This is a genomic window from Parasedimentitalea psychrophila, from assembly GCF_030285785.1.
Lineage (GTDB): Bacteria > Pseudomonadota > Alphaproteobacteria > Rhodobacterales > Rhodobacteraceae > Parasedimentitalea > Parasedimentitalea psychrophila.
Map to the genome: position 1 here is coordinate 4,113,282 of NZ_CP127247.1, position 18,227 is coordinate 4,131,508.

Below are 18,227 nucleotides of genomic sequence, written 5' to 3' on the forward strand. Positions count from 1 at the left end.
CTGCGTCAAGCGCTTCGTGCGGATTACACTGCGGGGCGGGCGATATTATACAGGCAGTCCCCCGGTTGGGACGCTGTAGGAAGGCGCCTGGAGATAACAATGCCGTCTTCTTCGAAATGATACGGAACCGCTGCGGCTTTTGGTCGTTCTGGGTTGTACATCCAGCCTGCAATCTGGCCCTTTAAAACCGGCTCATTCAGCGAAACGGCAGGCTCAAACCAACCCGTTTCTGACGCGTAAACAAACTGCGACTGACGGCGGAGATCAAGAATTCCCATCTCAACTTTGTCGGTCGAAACTTCGCTGATTAGGCGCGATTCAGTGATGCCCAGATGAAGCAACAGCCCGTCAATAGCCTGAGCGGCCCCCTCGATTGACTGCCGGGTTGCAGTGCCGCCGCCGCCGAATTCACCGCTGACCCCCAAGACACCGGCGCGCCGGGCGGCCCCCATAGATGTCGGGCTGGAACTGTTGGTCCCCGCCACGAACCCATAGGGCATTCCAAGCGCCGACATTGCATCAATTTGTTTATTATTCATCGTTTTATCAGGATTTTCCTCACATAATGCGCAGCTGATATGCTCCATAGTTGTGCCGCCAGAATGCAGGTCAAATACCATGTCGTGCTGCGGCATAACCTCGACCTCCATGTGGTTGGCAATACGCTGAGTCGGCGTGCCGGATGCACTGCCGGGAAAGGCCCGGTTCATGTTGCCGCCGTCCAGCGGCGAGCATCGCTTTGCCGCCATCGCGGCCGGGGCGTTCAGGCTGGGAATCACCGTGATCGCGCCGTTCACCTGCCGTCCTTCCAGCGCCCGGATCAGTTTGAAAATCGCCAACGGCCCCTCGTATTCGTCGCCATGATTCCCGCCCAGAATAAGCAGCGATTTCCCGGTTCCACCGCGCCAACGCCAGACCGGTATCTGAACCTGATAATAAGGTGACCGGTCGATTGAAAATGGAACACTTAGCATCCCGGCTGTTGCGCCGAAGGCGTTCCAGTCAACGTTGGATTTTACCGCATTATGCATGATGAAGCTCACAAAGTTTCTTGACAGATGTTTTGTAAATGATAACGTTACCATCAGATCGACGCAATACAATTTGCCCACCCAGGGTAAAGTTTTAAAGGAATAACTCAGATGAGTTTAAGGGTAGCTATCGCGGGGTACGGCGTTGCAGCGCGTGCGCATGCCGAGGCCTATGCTGCGATTGAAGAATTTGAGATTGTTGCTGTTTTCTCACCTGCCCCGGAAACCGAGTCTCCGCTGATTCGGGCGCAACTTGGCAGTCAGGTTGCGGTTTTCGACCAGTATGATGAGATGTTGAACGCCGTTAACCCGGATGTGGTGTCAATCTGCACAATGCATGATGTGCACGCCGAACAGGCTATCAAAGCGGCCAAGGCTGGCGCGCATATTGTATTGGAAAAGCCGTTTTGCACCAAAGAGGCTGATCTGGCCCGGTTGCGCCACGCCGTAGAGCTTGCTGGTGTCACGGTCTGCGCCGGATTTCACGAGTTTCACGAAGGCCAATTTCGCGCGGCGCTTGACCTTGTTGAACAGGGTGCGCTTGGCGCGCTGCATCTGATGGAGGTCGATTATCTTAACGGAATTGGTCCCTGGGCACCACAGTTCTGGTGGGCTAAAAGACGCGAGACGGGCGGTAGCAGCCTGTTGGTTGCGGGATGTCATGCGCTTCAGTTTCTAATGCTTTGCAAGGCAGGCATTGAGGTGACCGAGGTGACGTCTTACGCAAACTCTACCCGTTCATCTGAGTTTGCTGATGTCGAATATGACACCACCCAAATCTCATTGATGAAGTTTGAGGATGGGTCCATCGGTAAGGTGACCTCCTGCATCGACGCCCAGCAGCCTTATACCTTCAGGGCCACTCTGGTGGGCAGTAAGGGGTCTTTGATTGATCGCCGGTTTTCCAGCCCTGCCCCACACGGTGAAGGGCGGGAAAAGTGGACCGAGATCCAGGCCCGTCATCTGGATGATGGCGACGCCATAACTGGCGACATGTATCAGCCGATGTTCCGCGCGTTTCTGGACTGTATCAGCCAGGGCCAGCCAATGCGGTATTCGGATTTTGAGACCACAATGAAAATGCACCGGGTTCTATTTGCTGCAGACAAGTCGGCGCAGACAGGCCGGCCGGTCAAAATCAGTGAAATTGCGTGTTGATGCCAACAGGCATGAAAAAGTGATGAAGGGGAAGACGTTGTCAGAACGGGCGATCGAGTTAACCGGGATATCCAAGTCCTACGGGGCACAAATGGTGCTGGAAGATATCAACCTGACCATCGACCCTGGAGAGTTCGTGGTCTTTGTCGGCCCTTCGGGATGCGGCAAGTCAACATTGCTGCGGATGATTGCCGGTTTGGAGGAAATCACTGGGGGTAATCTTCAGATCAACGGCCGCAACATGAACACGGTGCACCCGTCCAAGCGCGAAGTGGCGATGGTGTTCCAGTCTTATGCGCTTTATCCGCATATGACGGTGGGGCAGAACATCGGTTTCAGTATGAGACTGGCGAAAGTCGGCAAGGCTGAAATCAATGAAAAAGTGATGCAGGTGGCAAAGGTTTTGCAGCTGGATCAACTGCTTGATCGCAAGCCTTCGGAATTGTCCGGGGGCCAACGTCAGCGGGTCGCCATCGGCCGCGCCATCGTGCGTGACCCTCAGGTGTTCCTGTTTGACGAACCCCTGTCCAACCTTGATGCCGCCCTTAGGGTGCACATGCGTCTGGAGCTTGAGCGGCTTCATAAAAAGCTAAGCGCCACTATGGTTTATGTCACCCATGATCAGGTCGAGGCCATGACCTTGGCCGACAAGATCGTGGTTCTGAACGGCGGCGGCATTCAGCAGGCCGGCTCGCCGATCGAGCTTTATACCCGGCCATGCAATCGGTTTGTCGCCAATTTCATTGGTTCGCCGTCGATGAATTTTCTGGCAGCCGAACTGGGAGATGGCGGCCAGGTCGTGATCGCAGGTCAAACAGTAGCAACCCTGCCGGTACTGGCCAATGCCGTGTTGGGCGACGTTATGCTTGGCGTGCGACCTGAACATCTGCGGCTGAATGGCGAAGGTGAGTTCACTATTGAAGGCACCCTAAGCCAGAGCGAGCTGCTTGGAGCGGAAACGCTTCTTTATATAACGGCTGCGGACGGCACGCTGATGACAGTGCGCGAACCTGGAATTTCCCGCGTCCGGCCCGGCGACAAACTGAAACTCAGCGCCGATCTGCAAGATCTGTTCCTGTTTGAGAATGGCGACGGCGCTGATCAGGGCCGGGCGTTGATTGATTACGACGCGCGCTGAAATCTTTCGGACTGACCTAACGACAAAAACCCCTGGGAGGGGTGAGATATGAGACTTGCAAACAAAACCGCCTTTATCACCGCAGCTGGCGCCGGAATCGGTCGCGCCACGGCACTGGCTTATGCCCGTGAAGGCGCCCGTGTCATTGCCACCGATATCAATGCTGATGCGCTGGATAGCCTGCGCGCTGAATTGGCAGATATTTCAGCCGCCGGGCATGAGGTCGCGGTGCTGGACGTCACCAACCACGATGCGGTCAAAGGCTGCGTTGCGGCGCATCGCGACGTCAATGTGCTGTTTAACTGCGCCGGCTATGTGCATGAGGGCACGCTGGAATCTACCTCATCCCAAGACTGGGACCGCTCCTTTGACATCAACGTCAAATCGATGTTCTTGCTGACCCAGGCCTTTCTGCCGCATTTCATTGCCAATGGCGGTGCCAGCGTCATTTGTATGTCCTCTGCCGCGTCCAGCCTGAAGGGCGTGCCCAACCGGTTTGCCTATACCGTGACCAAGGCAGCGGTGCTGGGGTTCATCAAATCGGTCGCCGCCGATTACATTGGTGACGGCATCCGGGTGAACGGCATTTGCCCGGGCACGGTGGATTCACCGTCGCTGGCCGGACGCATCAACCAGGCCGCAGATCCAGAAGCTGCCTGGAAGGCATTTGTTGCGCGCCAACCCATTGGCCGCGTCGGCACCGCCGAAGAGATCGCCGCCATTGCGCTGCATCTTGCAGGTGATGAATCCGCTTACACAACAGGAACATGGGTGGTCGCTGACGGCGGCATCACGCTTTGAACACTAAAGGCACAGCAATGAGCATTGAAAGATTTCAGAAAAACCCGCGCATGAGCATGGCAGTAAAACACGCCGGAAGCCTGCATATCTCCGGTCAGGTACCGGATGATTTTGAGGCGTCAATCGAAGAACAGACCCGTCAGGTTCTGGCCAAGATTGACGCGCTTCTGACCGAGGCAGGCTCCGATCGCAGCCGTCTGGTTTCGATCAACGTCTACCTGCCGATGATTATGGATTTTGACGCCATGAACAGCATCTATGACGCCTGGATTGACCCAGAAAACCAACCGGCGCGGGCCTGTGTCGAGGCGCGCTTAGCGCATCCCTCCTTGCGGGTTGAAATGTCAGCGATTGCCGCTGTGGAGTGAACTGAGACCAAAGCAACTAACTAAAGGAACAGGGAAAATGAAAAACATTCTAATGTCCGGCATGGCAGCGCTGCTTGCCTCAACAACATTGGTAAGCGCAGATATTACTATTTTGGCTTGGCCGGGCGGAGATCCGGAAAAAGCCATGCGCGCCGTGGTGGAAAGCTATAACGAAACCCAGGGTGTTGAGGACGGCAGCCAGGCGTCGCTGATCTATTTCTCGCGCCAGGGTTTCAAGGAAAAAATGCTGGCTGATGCCGCCGCTGGATCAACAGAATTCGATCTGATGGTGACCTCGACCTATGACATCGGCCGTTATGCGCCCTTCATGTCTCCGATTGATGAAATCATTGACGAAGAAATCTACAAGGTCTTCCCAGAGAATGCGATTGAGACCCAGAAATTTAACGGCAAGGTCTATGGCATTCCCAATGATCTAAGCCTGCACTTTCTCTATTACCGCGATGACTTTATCGATCAGCTGATGACCGACCCAGAGTGGATCGCCAAATACGAGCAGATCACCGAAGAGCGCATGGGCAAGAAAATGTCTCCCAAGGCACCGGGAGAGTGGACCTGGGACGATTATATCGCCACCTCGCTGTACTTTACCAAATCCATCAACTCGGACAGCCCAACCCGTTATGGCACCGTGCTTCAGATGAAGAACCTGCTGTTCAACATGATGATCTGGCAGTCGACAGTGGCCAGCAATGGCGGCGACTGGCGTGATGGCGATGGCAAGGTGACAATCAGCACCGACGCTTTCCGTCGTGGGCTGGATATCTTCAAGATCATCACTGACAACAAGGCAACACCTGGCGCCTCCTCCAGCTATGAATATGGCGACGCCAACGCGGCCTTTGGCTCGGGGCAGGTTGCATTCATGGTGCAATGGAACGCTGCGGTGTCCGAGCTGAACGACCCGGAACAGAACCCGGCGGTTGCGGGCAAATTCAGTCTCGCCAAACAGCCTGCTGGCGCACAGGGTTCCAAAACCCACTTCCACAGCCTTGGTCTGGGTGTCAGCGCTGCATCCGAGAACAAAGCGGATGCGTTGAAATTCCTGCGCTGGCTTGGCACCAACACCGAAGCCAACACCATGTACGCCAAGCTGGGTGGCTCGCCACCTGTGGTGGACAGCATCATGGCCGCCGTGGCAGAAGACCGCCCCGACATGCCCTTGATGGGCGAACATGCCGCCAAATACGGTTTTGTCATGAATGGCGGCGCCAGCGATCAAGCGCTGCGTATCTATGAGGTGATGGCCGAAAACTTCACTGGCTATTGGGCCGGACAAATGAGCGAAGACGAAGCCATTGCCAATGTCGAAGCGGCGATCCAGTCGGCTTTTGACGGCTGATACCTTTGCCGGGCAGGCCCCCTGCCCGGCACCCTCCCCTCGGCGCGCTGCGCTCTTGGGTCAAAACCCTGATGGAAAGCGGAAATGGAAAATACCAACACGTTAAAAAGGGACGGCGGCTGGTTGCTGTCTGGTCTCTGCATTTTCCTTGCAGTCATGCTGGGTTTTCCGGCGCTGACCAATATCTGGTATTCGGTCTCTGACGTCTCGTTTGCCGATATCCGCAACCCGTCCTTCATCGGGTTGGAAAATTTCACCAATCAGATTTTCTCGACGAAAATGTGGGACGCGATGGGGTTTTCGCTGAAATTCGGGTTGATCTGTACCGTGCTTGAAGTGTCGCTGGCGCTGATGCTGGTGTTTGTCTTGCACCCGATCCTGACCAAACGGCCCTGGCTGACCGCCCTGCTGATGTTGCCAATGATGATTTCGCCCGCACTGCTGGGGGTCATGTACCGGCTAGTGCTGAATGAATTTGTCGGCATTATCCCACAATATCTTGAAATTCTTGGATTCTATGTGAACTTCCTCGGTCCGGAAAATATCTACAGTACGGTCGTGGTGATCGAGGTGCTGCAATGGACCCCCTTTGCCTTTCTTATTCTGCTGGCCGCGCGTCAGGCGATTTCACCGGATCAGGAGGAGGCAGCCGGGATGGATGGCGCCACTCCGTTTCAGCTGATCCGCCTTGTGTTGCTGCCTGCTATGCTGCCGTCGATTGTCATCGTATCCTTTATCCGGTTCATCGACAGCTTTCGGGTGTTTGACCATATTTTTGTGCTGACAGGCGGCGGCCCCGGCAACCTGACCACCTCAATCTCGATCTATATCTACAAGCTGTTTTTCAATCAGAATGTCATCGGTGAGGCAGTGGCGGTGTCGCTGATCCTGCTGGTGATGTCACTGGCGCTGATGTTTGCGGCGATGAAACTTATCCTGAGGGGCAATTAAGATGATTGTACAACCGGTAACCCTAAACAGTCGCCTTCTGATGGGTGCACGATGGGCGGTTCTTTTCATCGCGGTTGTGGTGTTGAACTTTCCGATCCTGGCCACGGTGCTGACCTCGTTCAAATCCACCGCTGACATTAACGCTTATCCGCCAAAATGGCTGTTCACGCCGACGCTAGACCACTATTACGAGGTGCTGTTCACCGGAAATACTAACTTTGTATCCTACATCTGGAACTCGGTGGTGATTGCCTCGGGCGGGACGCTACTGGCCATTGTGCTGACTTTTCCGGCGGCCTATGCGATCGCGCGTTACAAGACTGGCGCCGCCTGGCTTTTGCCAATCGTGTCCAACCTGCGGGCGCTGCCACTGATTATCTTCGCGATCCCATTCTATTTTATGTACCAGTCGGTGGGGCTTCTTGACACCAAACTGGGTCTGGCGCTGATTGCCTGTATCATCAATATTCCGCTGGCCTTGCTAATGCTGGTCGGGTTCATGCAGGACATTCCGGCAGAACTGGACGAGGCCGGGCGTCTGGACGGGGCCTCAACCCTGCAGGTGCTGTACCATATCATCTGGCCAGCCTCACGGCCGATCCTGTTTGCGGTGGCTATTCTGTCGTTCATCTATTCCTGGAATGAATTCCTGTTTGGCCTGATCCTAGCCACCAAAAGTGCGGTGCCTGTGACCGTGGGGGCCACTTTCTTTGTCACCTCTTACGGGGTGAAATGGGGAGCGACTGCGGCGGCGATGATGCTGGGTGTATTCCCGCCAATGCTTTTGGGTTTCTTTGCTTATCCCTATATCGGAAAATCCATGCTGCGCGGCGCAGTGAAGGGCTGATGTTATGACCAAATTTCTTATTGAGCGATCCAATGAAACACGGGTGGATGGAAAATCGCGGGGCATCCCGGCAGACTGTGATGCCTTTGCGCTAAAGGATGCAGGACGCTTTGGCTGGTCGGTACCGGATGAAGACCTGTGCCTGCCGGTTTTGACGGTCTGTGAACCGACCCTGCAGAAAAATCTGGCTGTGATGGATCAATATGCACGGGAACAGGATGTCTGGCTCTGCCCGCATGGCAAAACCATGATGTCGCCGCAGCTTTTGGCGCATGTCTTGGCCGGAGAGCGCACCCTTGGTCTGTCTGCCGCGACAGTCGCCCAAGCGCGGATGATGGCTGAATGCGGCGCACCGGTTGTGCTGCTGGCCAACCAGCTGGTCGGACGCAGCAATATCCGCAGCTTTGCCCATCTGATGGCACAGTTTCCGGCCACCCGTTTTCTGATGCTGGTCGATTCTGTGGCCGGGTTGGATCAACTGGTGGCGCATGGGGCGTCTCATATTGAAAAGGGACAGCACTTTACCATTCTGGTCGAGGTTGGATTTCAAGGCGCGCGCACCGGCATTCAATCGATGACGGGTGTCGACACAGTTCTACAGGCCGTGGCGGCACAGCAGTCGGCGCAGGCACCAGTGCAACTGTGTGGTTTGCAGGCCTATGAAGGCGCAATTGGCGGCAGCCATGACGAGCGCAAAGCGCGGGTGGCGGACTACCTCGACTTTGCGGTCAGTGCCTTTAACCGGATTTGCGACAGTGGATTGATGCCTGCGGATCAGGTGCCGGTATTCACTGCCGGCGGGTCTTCGAGTTTTGATTTTGTTGTCAGCGCCTGCAAGGCGACGTCGTTTCAGCGCCAACCGCAAATCTGGTTGCGGGGCGGTGTGGCCGCGACCTATGACCATCTCGCCTATAAAGAGCGGTTGGCGGAAATGGATGCACGGGGCGGGTTTGTTCTAAACGGGAAAGCCGTCTCGGCAGAGACCCGTTTTCAGCCCGCTATGGCGATCTGGGCTGCGGTGCAATCACTGCCAGAGCCGGGCATTGCCATTCTGGCCGCTGGCATGCGGGATTTCCCCTATGACGCAGGGTTGCCGGTGGTTCTTGCCCAGTATCGAGACGGCCAGCAGATCGCAGATCTTTCGGAGCAGGAAGACAGATTAAGGCTGACACGGGCCAATGACCAACACGCGTTTCTGAAACCGGCGGCTGGGATGGATCTTCGGATCGGGGATGTTCTGAAACTTGGGATTTCGCATCCCTGCACAGCCTTTGACAAATGGCGCTTTGTTTTCTGTGTCGATGCGCAGGACCGGGTAACAAATATGGCTGAAACCTTTTTCTAAGCGGAGCCGACAGATGTATCAGGTAGAAATTCTGCAGGCCGCAAATGCCACTCTGGGAGAGGGACCACTTTGGGATGCCCGGCTGAACGTCCTGTACTGGGGGGATCTGAAGCAAAATAGGATTTTCCGCTTTGATCCTGTGACAAAGACACAGACCGGGCAATGGCCCCTGCCCCATAAATTTGGCTGTCTGGCGCTGACCACGGATCCCCATCGTCTTGCGGTGGTGACCGACCGCGGATACGAACTGTTTGACCTGCGCAGTGGTGCCCTTCAGCTTCTGGCCGACCCCGAGGCCGGTCTGGATCTCAACTGCTACAACGACGGGAAACTTGATCCTCAGGGGCGGTTCTGGGTCGGATCACTGCCGCTTTCGGGTAGCCGGGGCGAGGAGATCACCGATCCAACAGGTAATCTCTACTCTTATGAATATGGGCAAGAACCCGTCACTCGGACCACCGGGATTTTTAACACCAACGGTCTGTGCTGGTCGCCGCAGGGTGATAGATTTTATCACATTGATTCATGGCTTTATACAGTGTTCTCCTATGATTTCGATGCAACATCCGGCGCGATAACCAACAAACAAGAATTGATCCACTTTGCCCCGGAGGAAGGCGGCCCGGATGGTATGTGTATTGATCAGGACGGTTGCCTGTGGATTGCAATGTGGGACGGCTGGGGCATTCAGAAAGTCTCGCCCGGCGGCAAGCGGCTAGAGAAAATCACCCTTCCGGTACAAAAACCAACCAGCTGCATTTTTGCCGGCGCAGATCTGGACGAGCTGATCATCACCTCGGCCTCCTGCTATCTGGATGCGCCTGCGCTGCAGAAAGGGCCAAACGCCGGAGCGCTGTTGCGGGTCAGGACGGGCACACGCGGTCTTGCGTCGCCTCATTTTCACTTGGCTGAGATGAATTAGAACCTGTATTTCGCAAATCCCAAAGAGCCCATATTGCAGATTTTCCGCGGCGCAACCAATGTCGCTATGGCAAAATGGTCAAAAACGACAGCTTTAGGACACCGCGAAAGTTTGGAGGTACTCTGTTGAACTTAAGATATCCTGCGCGCAATCGAATTAAGATGCGCGTCTTCACGTCAAAGCCCAAAACCGCTATATTAACCACTTGCACAACTCACATCGTCCAGGACGGTATGTCGGCGACCATATATGCCTTGTTGCCAATTTTGGCTCAGGCATTCGGGCTCAGTTACGCGCAGGTCGGCGTGCTCAAGGGCCTTAAGGGCTTATCGCAGGCAGTGCTTGAGATAAGCTCGGGTTGGATGAGCGAACGGATCGGTGAGCGTCGGTTGATTGTCGTGGGATTGGCGCTGTCGGGAGCAGGTTATCTCCTCCTCTCAATCGCTCCGAGTGCATTATTGGTGGCAATTTGTTTGCTGATTATTGGGGCCGGTACGGCGTTTCACCATGCGCCCTCTTCGGCTTTAATTGCCAACAATTGCCCATCCGCTACACGCAGCAGTGCGCTCGGACTCTTCAATGCTTCCGGGGATGTCGGGAAACTCGCCTTCACAGGCTGTTTCAGCTTTGCGATCGGTGCTGGGCTCGCTTGGCATCAGATCAGCATCTTGTACGGAATGGTCGCCGTATTTGCCGCTGTCGGAATTGCCATTTCCATAGGCGCGTCCTCTCTTATGCGGCATACAGAAACGCGTGAGGAACCCGACACTATCAACCAGCCTGATATAACCGGGTGGGGCATTCTCAACTGGCGCTCTTATGGCATTTTGCTGATTGTCAGCAGCATCGACGCCATGGTTCAAACATCCGGACTGGTTTTTGTAGCCTTTCTGATGCTTGCTAAGGGGTTATCTTTGCCTGTCGCTACTGGAGCAACGGTGCTGCTTCTCGCGGGTGGAATTTTTGGCAAAGCTGGATGTGGATACCTTGCTGACCGAATAGGCGTGAGCACCGCCTTCGCTATTATCCAGACCTTAACCGCGGTGGGATTGATTGCTGTTGTTGTTGCTCCAACCCCGCTCGCCTTTGCGTTGCTCGTGCCTCTCGGTGCAGTGATGCAGGGGACTTCATCCATAACATACGGCTTTGCTGCAGACCTGATTGATCATCGTCGGATGGCACGGGGCTACGCGCTTCTATATTCGTCTGGCACGTTTGCGTCCGCCGTTGGGCCGCTGGGAATAGGCATAGTTGCTGACAAGTTCGGAATTGAAACCGCGTTTTACATTGTCGCGGTCTTAGCAATGCTAGCCGTACCGCCCATATTTGCCCTACGTGCAGAATCGACCACCCCGAGAAAAGACCATCCCATACGCAACGGGTAAAGAGGGGACAGAAGTATGCCCTCTAGACGTTCTGCACGATCATGGGATCTAAGAGGCTGGCGAAACGGCCTTCTGTCGCGTCATAAGATGAGTTCGTTTTGGGTTAGGTTAGCCGTTCTCCTAATCTGGATTTCGAAATCATGCTGACTGTCACCATCGACATCACCCCGGACAAGCAGGTGCTTCCCGATGTCCTTGACCCAAACTGAGTTTGCTGCTGGGCCATCTTCGCTGAAGTCAAACTCTTGGTCACCCAACATAGTGCTATTGGCGTCGATCCAATAAAGATCGATGAGGTCTTCTCCGCTGTCAAACTGGTAGACCTCGTCGCGGTTTCCCTTACCAATCATGCTATCAGAAGTCTTACAGAAAATGAATATGTCGGTGTCGGAGTCCTTGCCTGCGTAGAGCTTATCCCTACCTGAGTCCCCCTTCAGGCAATCTGCACCCTTGCCGCCTTTGAGAACATCACTTCCCTCTCCCCCAATGAGCTTGTCGTCACCGCCCTTTCCTTTCAGAACGTCGTCGCCGCCTTCAGTGTCCGTGGGTGGGATCCCGACCACCGTGAAGAAGTCTTCGCCCAGATAGGTGGGCAGAGACAAGTGAGTGAAGGTGATCAGATAAGTTACCTGGCAATAGTCAGAGTGTGTGGTTACCGAAGAAGCTGCGCTTGAAGTTGCATAGTCGATATCGGAAATCCCCCATTATGAATGTGTCTGCCGACACACAAAGCGTCCAAATCCACGCTAGAAACCGCCGATACAGTCTACAGCATTCGCCCCATGGAGTCGTTCAGCTGGCTCGCATGCTCAATGGTTCGGCGGCAAGTGGCCGACACCATTGGAGGCGCCCTCACGGGCACGTTGGCAAACATGACGATCCAACTGATGGCTTGTCCCGCAGCTTTGACTGGATCTTCCAGTTCGAGCGCGAGCGCATATAAAATGGACTGAAGCCGCATTTTTGGGAACACGATAAGATCGGGATGTTGGACACATACTACTCGAAACAGCCGCGTTTCCGGTCCCCCTTTGCTAAATCGGACTTCTATGGCCCAATTGAATTCAGCATCGACATTCCCGTTGAAGAGTTGGTTCATGCCGTCTCTGTTGGAGATGCTCCAAGCTGGCCCGCCTAGCCCGTAGTTCCTCAATTGCCCGCCAAGAGCCGCTTCACACTGAGGCCGGTCAGCCAAACGGAGTAATGCTGATATTCGATCTGCTCGACAAGGCGGTTATAGAACTATAACCTACTTCGTGTTAACAGCGCGAAGACGCAGCCTCAATCTGGATAAATATCATGAGCACTCATAACAAACTCCTCCCCAGCTTCGCTAAATGGCTGCGCCCTATTGCCGTAGCTGCCACGGCATTTGGTGCGCTGACCCTGTTTTCGGGCGGCAGCGTTCTGTTTGGGCCCATGTCGGCGCAAACCGCAGCTGGATCCTATGTCCCCTTTGTTGTTTGGTTCAACTTCATAGCCGGCTTCGCCTACATCGCAGCCGGGCTTGGCATATGGACTGGCGCCGCCTGGGCCCGCGCTCTCGCGACGCTTATTGTAGGTGCAACTGTAGTCATCTTTTTGGGACTTGGGCTCCACATTGCAATGGGCGGAGCCTTTGAAATGCGCACGGTTGGCGCGCTGATCTTCCGCGCGGGAGTCTGGGCGGCTATTGTTGCCGCTCTTGGGCGCGCTCACCGCTGACCACATCCATTGCTGAAATCCTGGGAAAGATCAGAGACATGATGACCAACAAGCGCAGTCGTAAATCAACCGGAGACCGCAAGGTCGAGATCCTGCAGACGGCGTTGGATCTAGCTTTCGAAGCGGGACCTGGCATGGTCAGCACTGGAATGATCGCGCAGAAATTGGGCCTAACTCAGCCGTCTATCTACAAGCACTTTTCCAGCAAAGAAGACATCTGGATACAAGTTGCCAACCATCTGACGACGCAGATACGGGGTAACCTCGACCGTTGCCGCGCTGCCAATTGTTCCCCACAGGATCGCCTAAAGATGCAGGTTCTAGATCACCTCAGACTGGTTCAGAAGAACCCGGCGTTGCCAGAAATTATGGTGCTGCGCGAATTGCACAAGGACCAATCCGTGCTGCGCCAGCAGATCTTGCAAAGCATGAGTGCGTTTCACGCTGTCTTGGTCGAAAACGTGGCCGCAGCGCAAAAGTCGGGTGAATTTAGAGAGGACATCGACACCGACGACGCCGCAAGCCTGATATTGGGGATTATCCAGAGCTTGGTGCTCAGGATGCTGCTCAGCCGCAACCCGGCCATTCTACTACCCGAGGGCGAGCGCCTGCTGGCCCTACAATTAGCGGGTTTTGCCCACATCGGAGAGTGACATGAAACCCGGTTTCAAACTGATATTCATCACCCTGCCGGTTCTGGCAATTGGGGTCGGCGTTTTGGCCCTTATCGTCTCGAACCGACCGCCACCCGCGCGCGTTATTCTGGCCGAGCGCGCAACTGCGGTGCGGGTAATAACCACCCAAGCGAGTCAGTTGCCGCCGCGCATCACTGGCTACGGGTTAGTGCGGCCCAGTCGTGTTTACGAAGCCATCGCACAGGTTGCCGGCACTGCTGATTATGTGAACCCCAACCTTGAAAAAGGCGAAATTCTGCCCGCTGGCACAGTGCTGCTGCGTCTGTCGCAGACTGATTTCAATCTGGGCATTGCTCAGGCCAAAGCCAACATTCGGGCTGGTGAAGCCAAATTGGCCGAACTCACGGTCACGCAATTGAACCAGATTGCGGCGCTGGACATTGAATCCCGGGCACTGGAAATCAGGGCGCGAGAGATTGAACGGATAGAGACGCTGACCGTCAGAGGCATTGCCAGCGCGGTGGCAATGGATGCTGCACAATCGTCTTGGCTGCTACAAAGTCAAAAGGTTCAGACCCTTATAAATACGCTCTCGCTGTTACCCACCCAGCAGCAGGTGCAAACCGAACAGATTGCCGTTTATGAGACCAGCCTGAAATCCGCCGAACTGGATCTGGCCCGGACCACTCTGACCCTGCCCTTTGCGGCCCGGGTGGCACAGACTTCTGTCGAGATCGGGCAATTTGTCCGTGTTGGTCAGGTTGCCGCCGAGTTAGATGGGGTGGGTTCAGCCGAAATCGAGGCTCAGGTCTCGATCAGTGATATGCTGGCCCTGCTGCGATCCCGTCAGCCGCAGGCAGAAAGGCCAAAAGAATTAGTCCCCGGCGCTCTGTCCACCCTGTTGCACAGCCTTGGTCTGAATGCAGAAGTGCATTTACGGCTCGGTGAACAGGTTTTGACCTGGCCCGCCAAAGTGGACCGCATCAGTGACCAGATCGACCTGAAATCCGGCACCGTTGGGGTGATTGTACGTGTTGATAGCGCCTATACCGGTGTAAGGCCAGGCACCCGCCCGCCCCTGACCAAAGGCATGTTTGTCGATGTAGAGCTGAGCGCACCGCCGCTTGACGGCATTGTTATCCCCCGCAGCGCCCTGCGGAATGGCAGGGTATTTCTGGCCGATGCCGACAACCGTCTAGCCTCGACCCCGGTAACCACACGGCTGATGCAGGACGAGGTTGCACTGATCACCCAGGACCTGCCTGTCGGCGCCCGCATCGTGGTGAGCTTTCCCTCGCCTGCAATGGAGGGCATGTTGCTTGATGTGACCAACGATCTGGCCCTGGAGGCACAGCTGGCCCGCGCGGGACAACAGCCATGATCAGATTCCTTGCTGGCCACCAAACCATGGCCAATCTGCTGATGATCCTGCTTCTACTCTCAGGCATATCCATCGGCCCCTCCTTGCTGCGCGAGACCTTTCCGCGCCCCGAGTTGAGCGAAGTCGAGATTACCGTAGCCTATCCTGGCGCCCGGCCCGAGGATGTAGAGACCGCGATTTGCGAACGGATTGAGACGGCATTGGATGCGGTCACCGGCATTGACACCCAATCCTGCGAGGCGCGCGAGAATCTGGCCCGTGCTACTGTCAAAATGCGCGAGGGCGAGGATTTTCTGGCATTCACCGCGGATGTGAAATCTGAAATCGAGGCGGTGTCCAAATTTCCCGAACGCGCCGACCCACCCCGGATCAAAGTTCTGGGGCAGACCGTTTTTGTGGCATCAGTGGGTGTGACCGGGCCAAAATCACGCACCGATCTAAAGGATTACGCGGAACAGATACGTACCCGCATGCTGCGCTGGGGTGGCATTCCCAAGGTGGACATCCGTGGTTTTTCCACCCGCGAGCTGCACATCGGCCTGCGCCCGGCAGCGCTGAGGCAGTTTGGCATTTCAGTGCCAGACGTGGCCCGCGCGGTGCAATCCACCAGTCTGGACCTGCCTGCGGGTAGCATCGAAACCACATCTGAAACACTGTTGATCCGGGTCGCCGAAGAACGCCAAACCGCCGCCGATCTGGCGTCGCTGATCGTGCAATCTTCGGCCAGCGGTGGCCAGGTGCGGCTGGGCAGCATCGCCACTATCTCCGAACAATTTGAACTGGACGACGACCGAATCCTGTTTGACGGTGAACTTGCAGCCGTTCTGGACATCTCCAAGACGCGCGCGGATGACAGCCTGCGGATCATGGATGCTCTGGCTGCCTTTCTCGAGGCGGAACGTCAACAAGCGCCTCCGAGTGTGGTGCTGGAAATCAGCTCGGACGCGGCCAGCGTGGTGCGCGAACGGTTGCAGCTGGTGGCTGTGAACGGCTTGCAGGGACTGGCGCTGGTGTTTCTCGTATTGTGGCTGTTCTTTGGCTTTCGCTTCTCGTTCTGGGTGGCGATGGGCCTGCCGGTCTCCCTGATGGGGGGGGTCGCACTGATGGGGCTGGTCGGCTATTCGCTGAACCTGATGACCACATTGGGACTGCTGATCGTCATTGGCCTGTTGATGGATGACGCCATCGTCATTGCCGAAAACATCGCCCGGCAGCGGGAAAAGGGTCTTAGCCCTATCGAGGCGGCAATTCAGGGCGCTTCACAGGTATTTCCCAACGTGCTTGCCTCTTTTGCCACCACCGCCATGATCTTTGGCTCGCTGGCCTTCCTGTCCGGCGATCTGGGCGCGGTGCTCAAGGTGGTGCCGGTGGTGATGTTGTTTGTGCTGATGGTGTCGCTGATCGAGGCCTTCCTGATTCTGCCGCACCACCTGCTGCACAGTCTTGAGCATCCCCGCAAACCTGGCGGCATTCGCCATGGCGTTGAACGGGCAATGGACTTTACCCGCGAACGCTTGGTTGGGCCGCTGGCCGATCTGTGCATTCGCTGGCGTTACCTGGTCACCGGAATGGCCTTTGCCACCTTGCTGATTGCGGCTGGAATGCTGGCAGGCGGGTATCTGAAATTTACCGCCTTCCCCGAACTGGATGGCGATACCATCGTTGCCCGGGTGCTGCTGCCGCAGGGCACGCCGCTGGCGCGCACTGAAGAGGTCATCGCCCAGTTGCAGCACGGATTAGATCAGACCAACGCCGACCTGTCTCCGCAACAACCCGGTGGTGCCGCCTTGGTCCGGCACGTCACGGTGTCTTACGGGGTCAACAAAGATTCCTTTGAGACCGGCGCACATGTTGCCACACTCAGCGTAGATCTGCTGCCCTCGTCGCAGCGCAACAGCCGCCCCGACGCGATCATGGCCCATTGGCGCCAGTTGGTGGGAAACGTGCCGGATGTTATCAGCCTGAAGTACACAGAAACCTCCATTGGCCCGGCGGGTATCGCCATCGACATGCGGCTCAAGGGTGACGACCTGGCCGAACTCAAACGGGCCTCGGTCGAGCTGCAAAATTGGTTGTGGCAATACAGCGGCGTGACTTCGGTGCTGGACGATCTGCGCCCCGGAAAACGTGAACTGCGCATCACCCTAACCCAGGCCGCCGGGCCGAAGGGGATCACCGCCGGGCAAATCGCCGATCAGTTGCGCGCGGCCTATTTTGGCACCACCGTCAGCGAGATGCAGGTGAACGGCCAGCAGCTGGACGTCACCGCGCAGCTGCAAGGCTACGACCAAGGCCTGCTGCGCCAGTTCGACGATTTCACCATCACCCGTCCAGATGGGTCCTTTGTGCCGCTATCGGTGGTGGCCCAGGTCGAGATCGGTCAGGGCTATGCCCGGATCAACCGTCAGGACGGCATCCGCACCATCACGGTGCAGGGCACCATCGACACTGCCATCGCCAATGCCAATGCCATTGTCAGTGACACGCTGTTTCATTTTCTGCCCGATCTGTTGCAACGCTACCCCGGAGTGCAGCTGGATATCGAAGGACAACGCGCTGAGGCCACCAAGACCCAGAAATCCATGCTCAAGGGTTTCGTGATTGGTCTGATCGGGGTGTTTCTACTTCTCAGTTTCCTGTTTCGCTCTTATGTCGAACCACTTGTTGTCATGCTGATCATCCCGCTATCTCTGACTGGGGCAATCTTTGGTCACATGGCCATGGGGCTGAATTTTTCGATGCCCTCGATGCTGGGTTTTGTGGCGCTGGCCGGTGTGGTGGTAAACAACTCGATCCTGCTGGTGGGTTTTGTGAAACACGAGCATGGCACGGCTCTGACAGTGGCCGAGGCCGCAGGCAAAGCCGCCCGGGCACGGTTTCGGGCGATTTTTCTGACCTCAGTCACAACCATTGCCGGGCTGCTCCCGATCCTCACCGAAACCAGCCTGCAGGCACAGATCCTGATTCCACTGGTTTCCAGCCTGACCTTTGGTCTGTTGGCTGCGGCGCTGATCGTCCTATTTGTGCTACCGGGAATCTACGCGATCTTGGATGACTTCGGGCTAAGCACTCTGGCCAAAATGCGGGAACTGGATGCACGGCATGTCCGGCCAGGGCGGACAGCAGATCGGGAACATTGTGAGTAAAAGGTGTGTAACCGCCCAATGCCGCCTTTGGTGCCAAAAACATCTAACGGCA

17 protein-coding genes are annotated in these 18,227 nt (G+C 56.0%); 14 read left to right on the plus strand and 3 right to left on the minus strand.

Annotated features, from left to right (window positions below):
- Positions 1–23: 23 nt before the first annotated feature.
- Positions 24–1,031: a succinylglutamate desuccinylase/aspartoacylase family protein gene (locus tag QPJ95_RS19945; RefSeq protein WP_270920356.1), complete on the minus strand. Its 1,008-nt coding sequence runs from the start codon at positions 1,029–1,031 to the stop codon at positions 24–26.
- A 111-nt stretch (positions 1,032–1,142) separates the two neighbouring features.
- Between QPJ95_RS19945 and QPJ95_RS19950 the strand changes: the two genes are divergently transcribed.
- From QPJ95_RS19950 to QPJ95_RS19995, 10 genes are all read left to right on the plus strand, one after another.
- Positions 1,143–2,189: a Gfo/Idh/MocA family protein gene (locus QPJ95_RS19950; RefSeq protein WP_270920357.1), complete on the plus strand. Its 1,047-nt coding sequence runs from the start codon at positions 1,143–1,145 to the stop codon at positions 2,187–2,189.
- 22 nt (positions 2,190–2,211) lie between these two features.
- Positions 2,212–3,327: an ABC transporter ATP-binding protein gene (locus QPJ95_RS19955; RefSeq protein ID WP_270920358.1), complete on the plus strand. Its 1,116-nt coding sequence runs from the start codon at positions 2,212–2,214 to the stop codon at positions 3,325–3,327.
- Between the two features lie 48 nt (positions 3,328–3,375).
- The gene (locus QPJ95_RS19960) at positions 3,376–4,128 is read left to right on the plus strand and encodes an SDR family oxidoreductase (RefSeq protein ID WP_270920359.1); all 753 of its coding nucleotides are present in this window, start codon (positions 3,376–3,378) and stop codon (positions 4,126–4,128) included.
- A gap of 17 nt (positions 4,129–4,145) precedes the next feature.
- Positions 4,146–4,496 carry a RidA family protein gene (locus tag QPJ95_RS19965; RefSeq protein WP_270920360.1) on the plus strand — a complete coding sequence of 117 codons (351 nt, stop codon included), beginning with the start codon at positions 4,146–4,148 and terminating at the stop codon, positions 4,494–4,496.
- Positions 4,497–4,533: 37 nt separating this feature from the next.
- Positions 4,534–5,859: an extracellular solute-binding protein gene (locus QPJ95_RS19970; protein WP_270920361.1), complete on the plus strand. Its 1,326-nt coding sequence runs from the start codon at positions 4,534–4,536 to the stop codon at positions 5,857–5,859.
- Positions 5,860–5,943: 84 nt separating this feature from the next.
- Positions 5,944–6,810: a carbohydrate ABC transporter permease gene (locus QPJ95_RS19975; RefSeq protein WP_270920362.1), complete on the plus strand. Its 867-nt coding sequence runs from the start codon at positions 5,944–5,946 to the stop codon at positions 6,808–6,810.
- Position 6,811: 1 nt separating this feature from the next.
- Positions 6,812–7,657, plus strand: coding sequence for a carbohydrate ABC transporter permease (locus QPJ95_RS19980; RefSeq protein WP_270920363.1), 846 nt, complete (start codon positions 6,812–6,814; stop codon positions 7,655–7,657).
- A 4-nt stretch (positions 7,658–7,661) separates the two neighbouring features.
- Entirely contained in the window at positions 7,662–9,002 is a 1,341-nt protein-coding gene (locus QPJ95_RS19985) for a type III PLP-dependent enzyme domain-containing protein (protein ID WP_270920364.1), read from the plus strand.
- 13 nt (positions 9,003–9,015) lie between these two features.
- A complete protein-coding gene (locus QPJ95_RS19990) occupies positions 9,016–9,924 on the plus strand; it encodes an SMP-30/gluconolactonase/LRE family protein (protein ID WP_270920365.1) in 909 nt (302 codons plus the stop codon).
- A gap of 125 nt (positions 9,925–10,049) precedes the next feature.
- A complete protein-coding gene (locus QPJ95_RS19995; protein WP_270920366.1) occupies positions 10,050–11,309 on the plus strand; it encodes an MFS transporter in 1,260 nt (419 codons plus the stop codon).
- Between the two features lie 80 nt (positions 11,310–11,389).
- Here the strand turns inward: QPJ95_RS19995 and QPJ95_RS20000 are convergent, their stop codons facing one another.
- Together QPJ95_RS20000 and QPJ95_RS20005 are read right to left on the minus strand one after the other, a co-directional pair.
- Entirely contained in the window at positions 11,390–11,911 is a 522-nt protein-coding gene (locus QPJ95_RS20000) for a M10 family metallopeptidase C-terminal domain-containing protein (protein WP_270920367.1), read from the minus strand.
- Between the two features lie 164 nt (positions 11,912–12,075).
- Complete coding sequence (locus tag QPJ95_RS20005; RefSeq protein ID WP_270920368.1) at positions 12,076–12,408, minus strand: hypothetical protein; 333 nt, start codon at positions 12,406–12,408, stop codon at positions 12,076–12,078.
- Positions 12,409–12,608: 200 nt separating this feature from the next.
- Here QPJ95_RS20005 and QPJ95_RS20010 point away from each other — a divergent pair, with 200 nt between their 5' ends.
- From QPJ95_RS20010 to QPJ95_RS20025, 4 genes are read left to right on the plus strand one after another with little or no spacing between them, the layout of a single operon-like run.
- Entirely contained in the window at positions 12,609–13,013 is a 405-nt protein-coding gene (locus QPJ95_RS20010) for a hypothetical protein (protein WP_270920369.1), read from the plus strand.
- Between the two features lie 38 nt (positions 13,014–13,051).
- Positions 13,052–13,666, plus strand: coding sequence for a TetR/AcrR family transcriptional regulator (locus QPJ95_RS20015; protein ID WP_270920370.1), 615 nt, complete (start codon positions 13,052–13,054; stop codon positions 13,664–13,666).
- Between the two features lies 1 nt (position 13,667).
- Positions 13,668–15,029 (plus strand): efflux RND transporter periplasmic adaptor subunit, encoded by a 1,362-nt coding sequence (locus tag QPJ95_RS20020; protein ID WP_270920371.1) that lies wholly within the window; start codon positions 13,668–13,670, stop codon positions 15,027–15,029.
- Positions 15,026–18,175: an efflux RND transporter permease subunit gene (locus tag QPJ95_RS20025; RefSeq protein WP_270920372.1), complete on the plus strand. Its 3,150-nt coding sequence runs from the start codon at positions 15,026–15,028 to the stop codon at positions 18,173–18,175. The genes QPJ95_RS20020 and QPJ95_RS20025 overlap by 4 nt, the downstream gene beginning before the upstream one ends.
- Positions 18,176–18,227 lie beyond the last annotated feature (52 nt).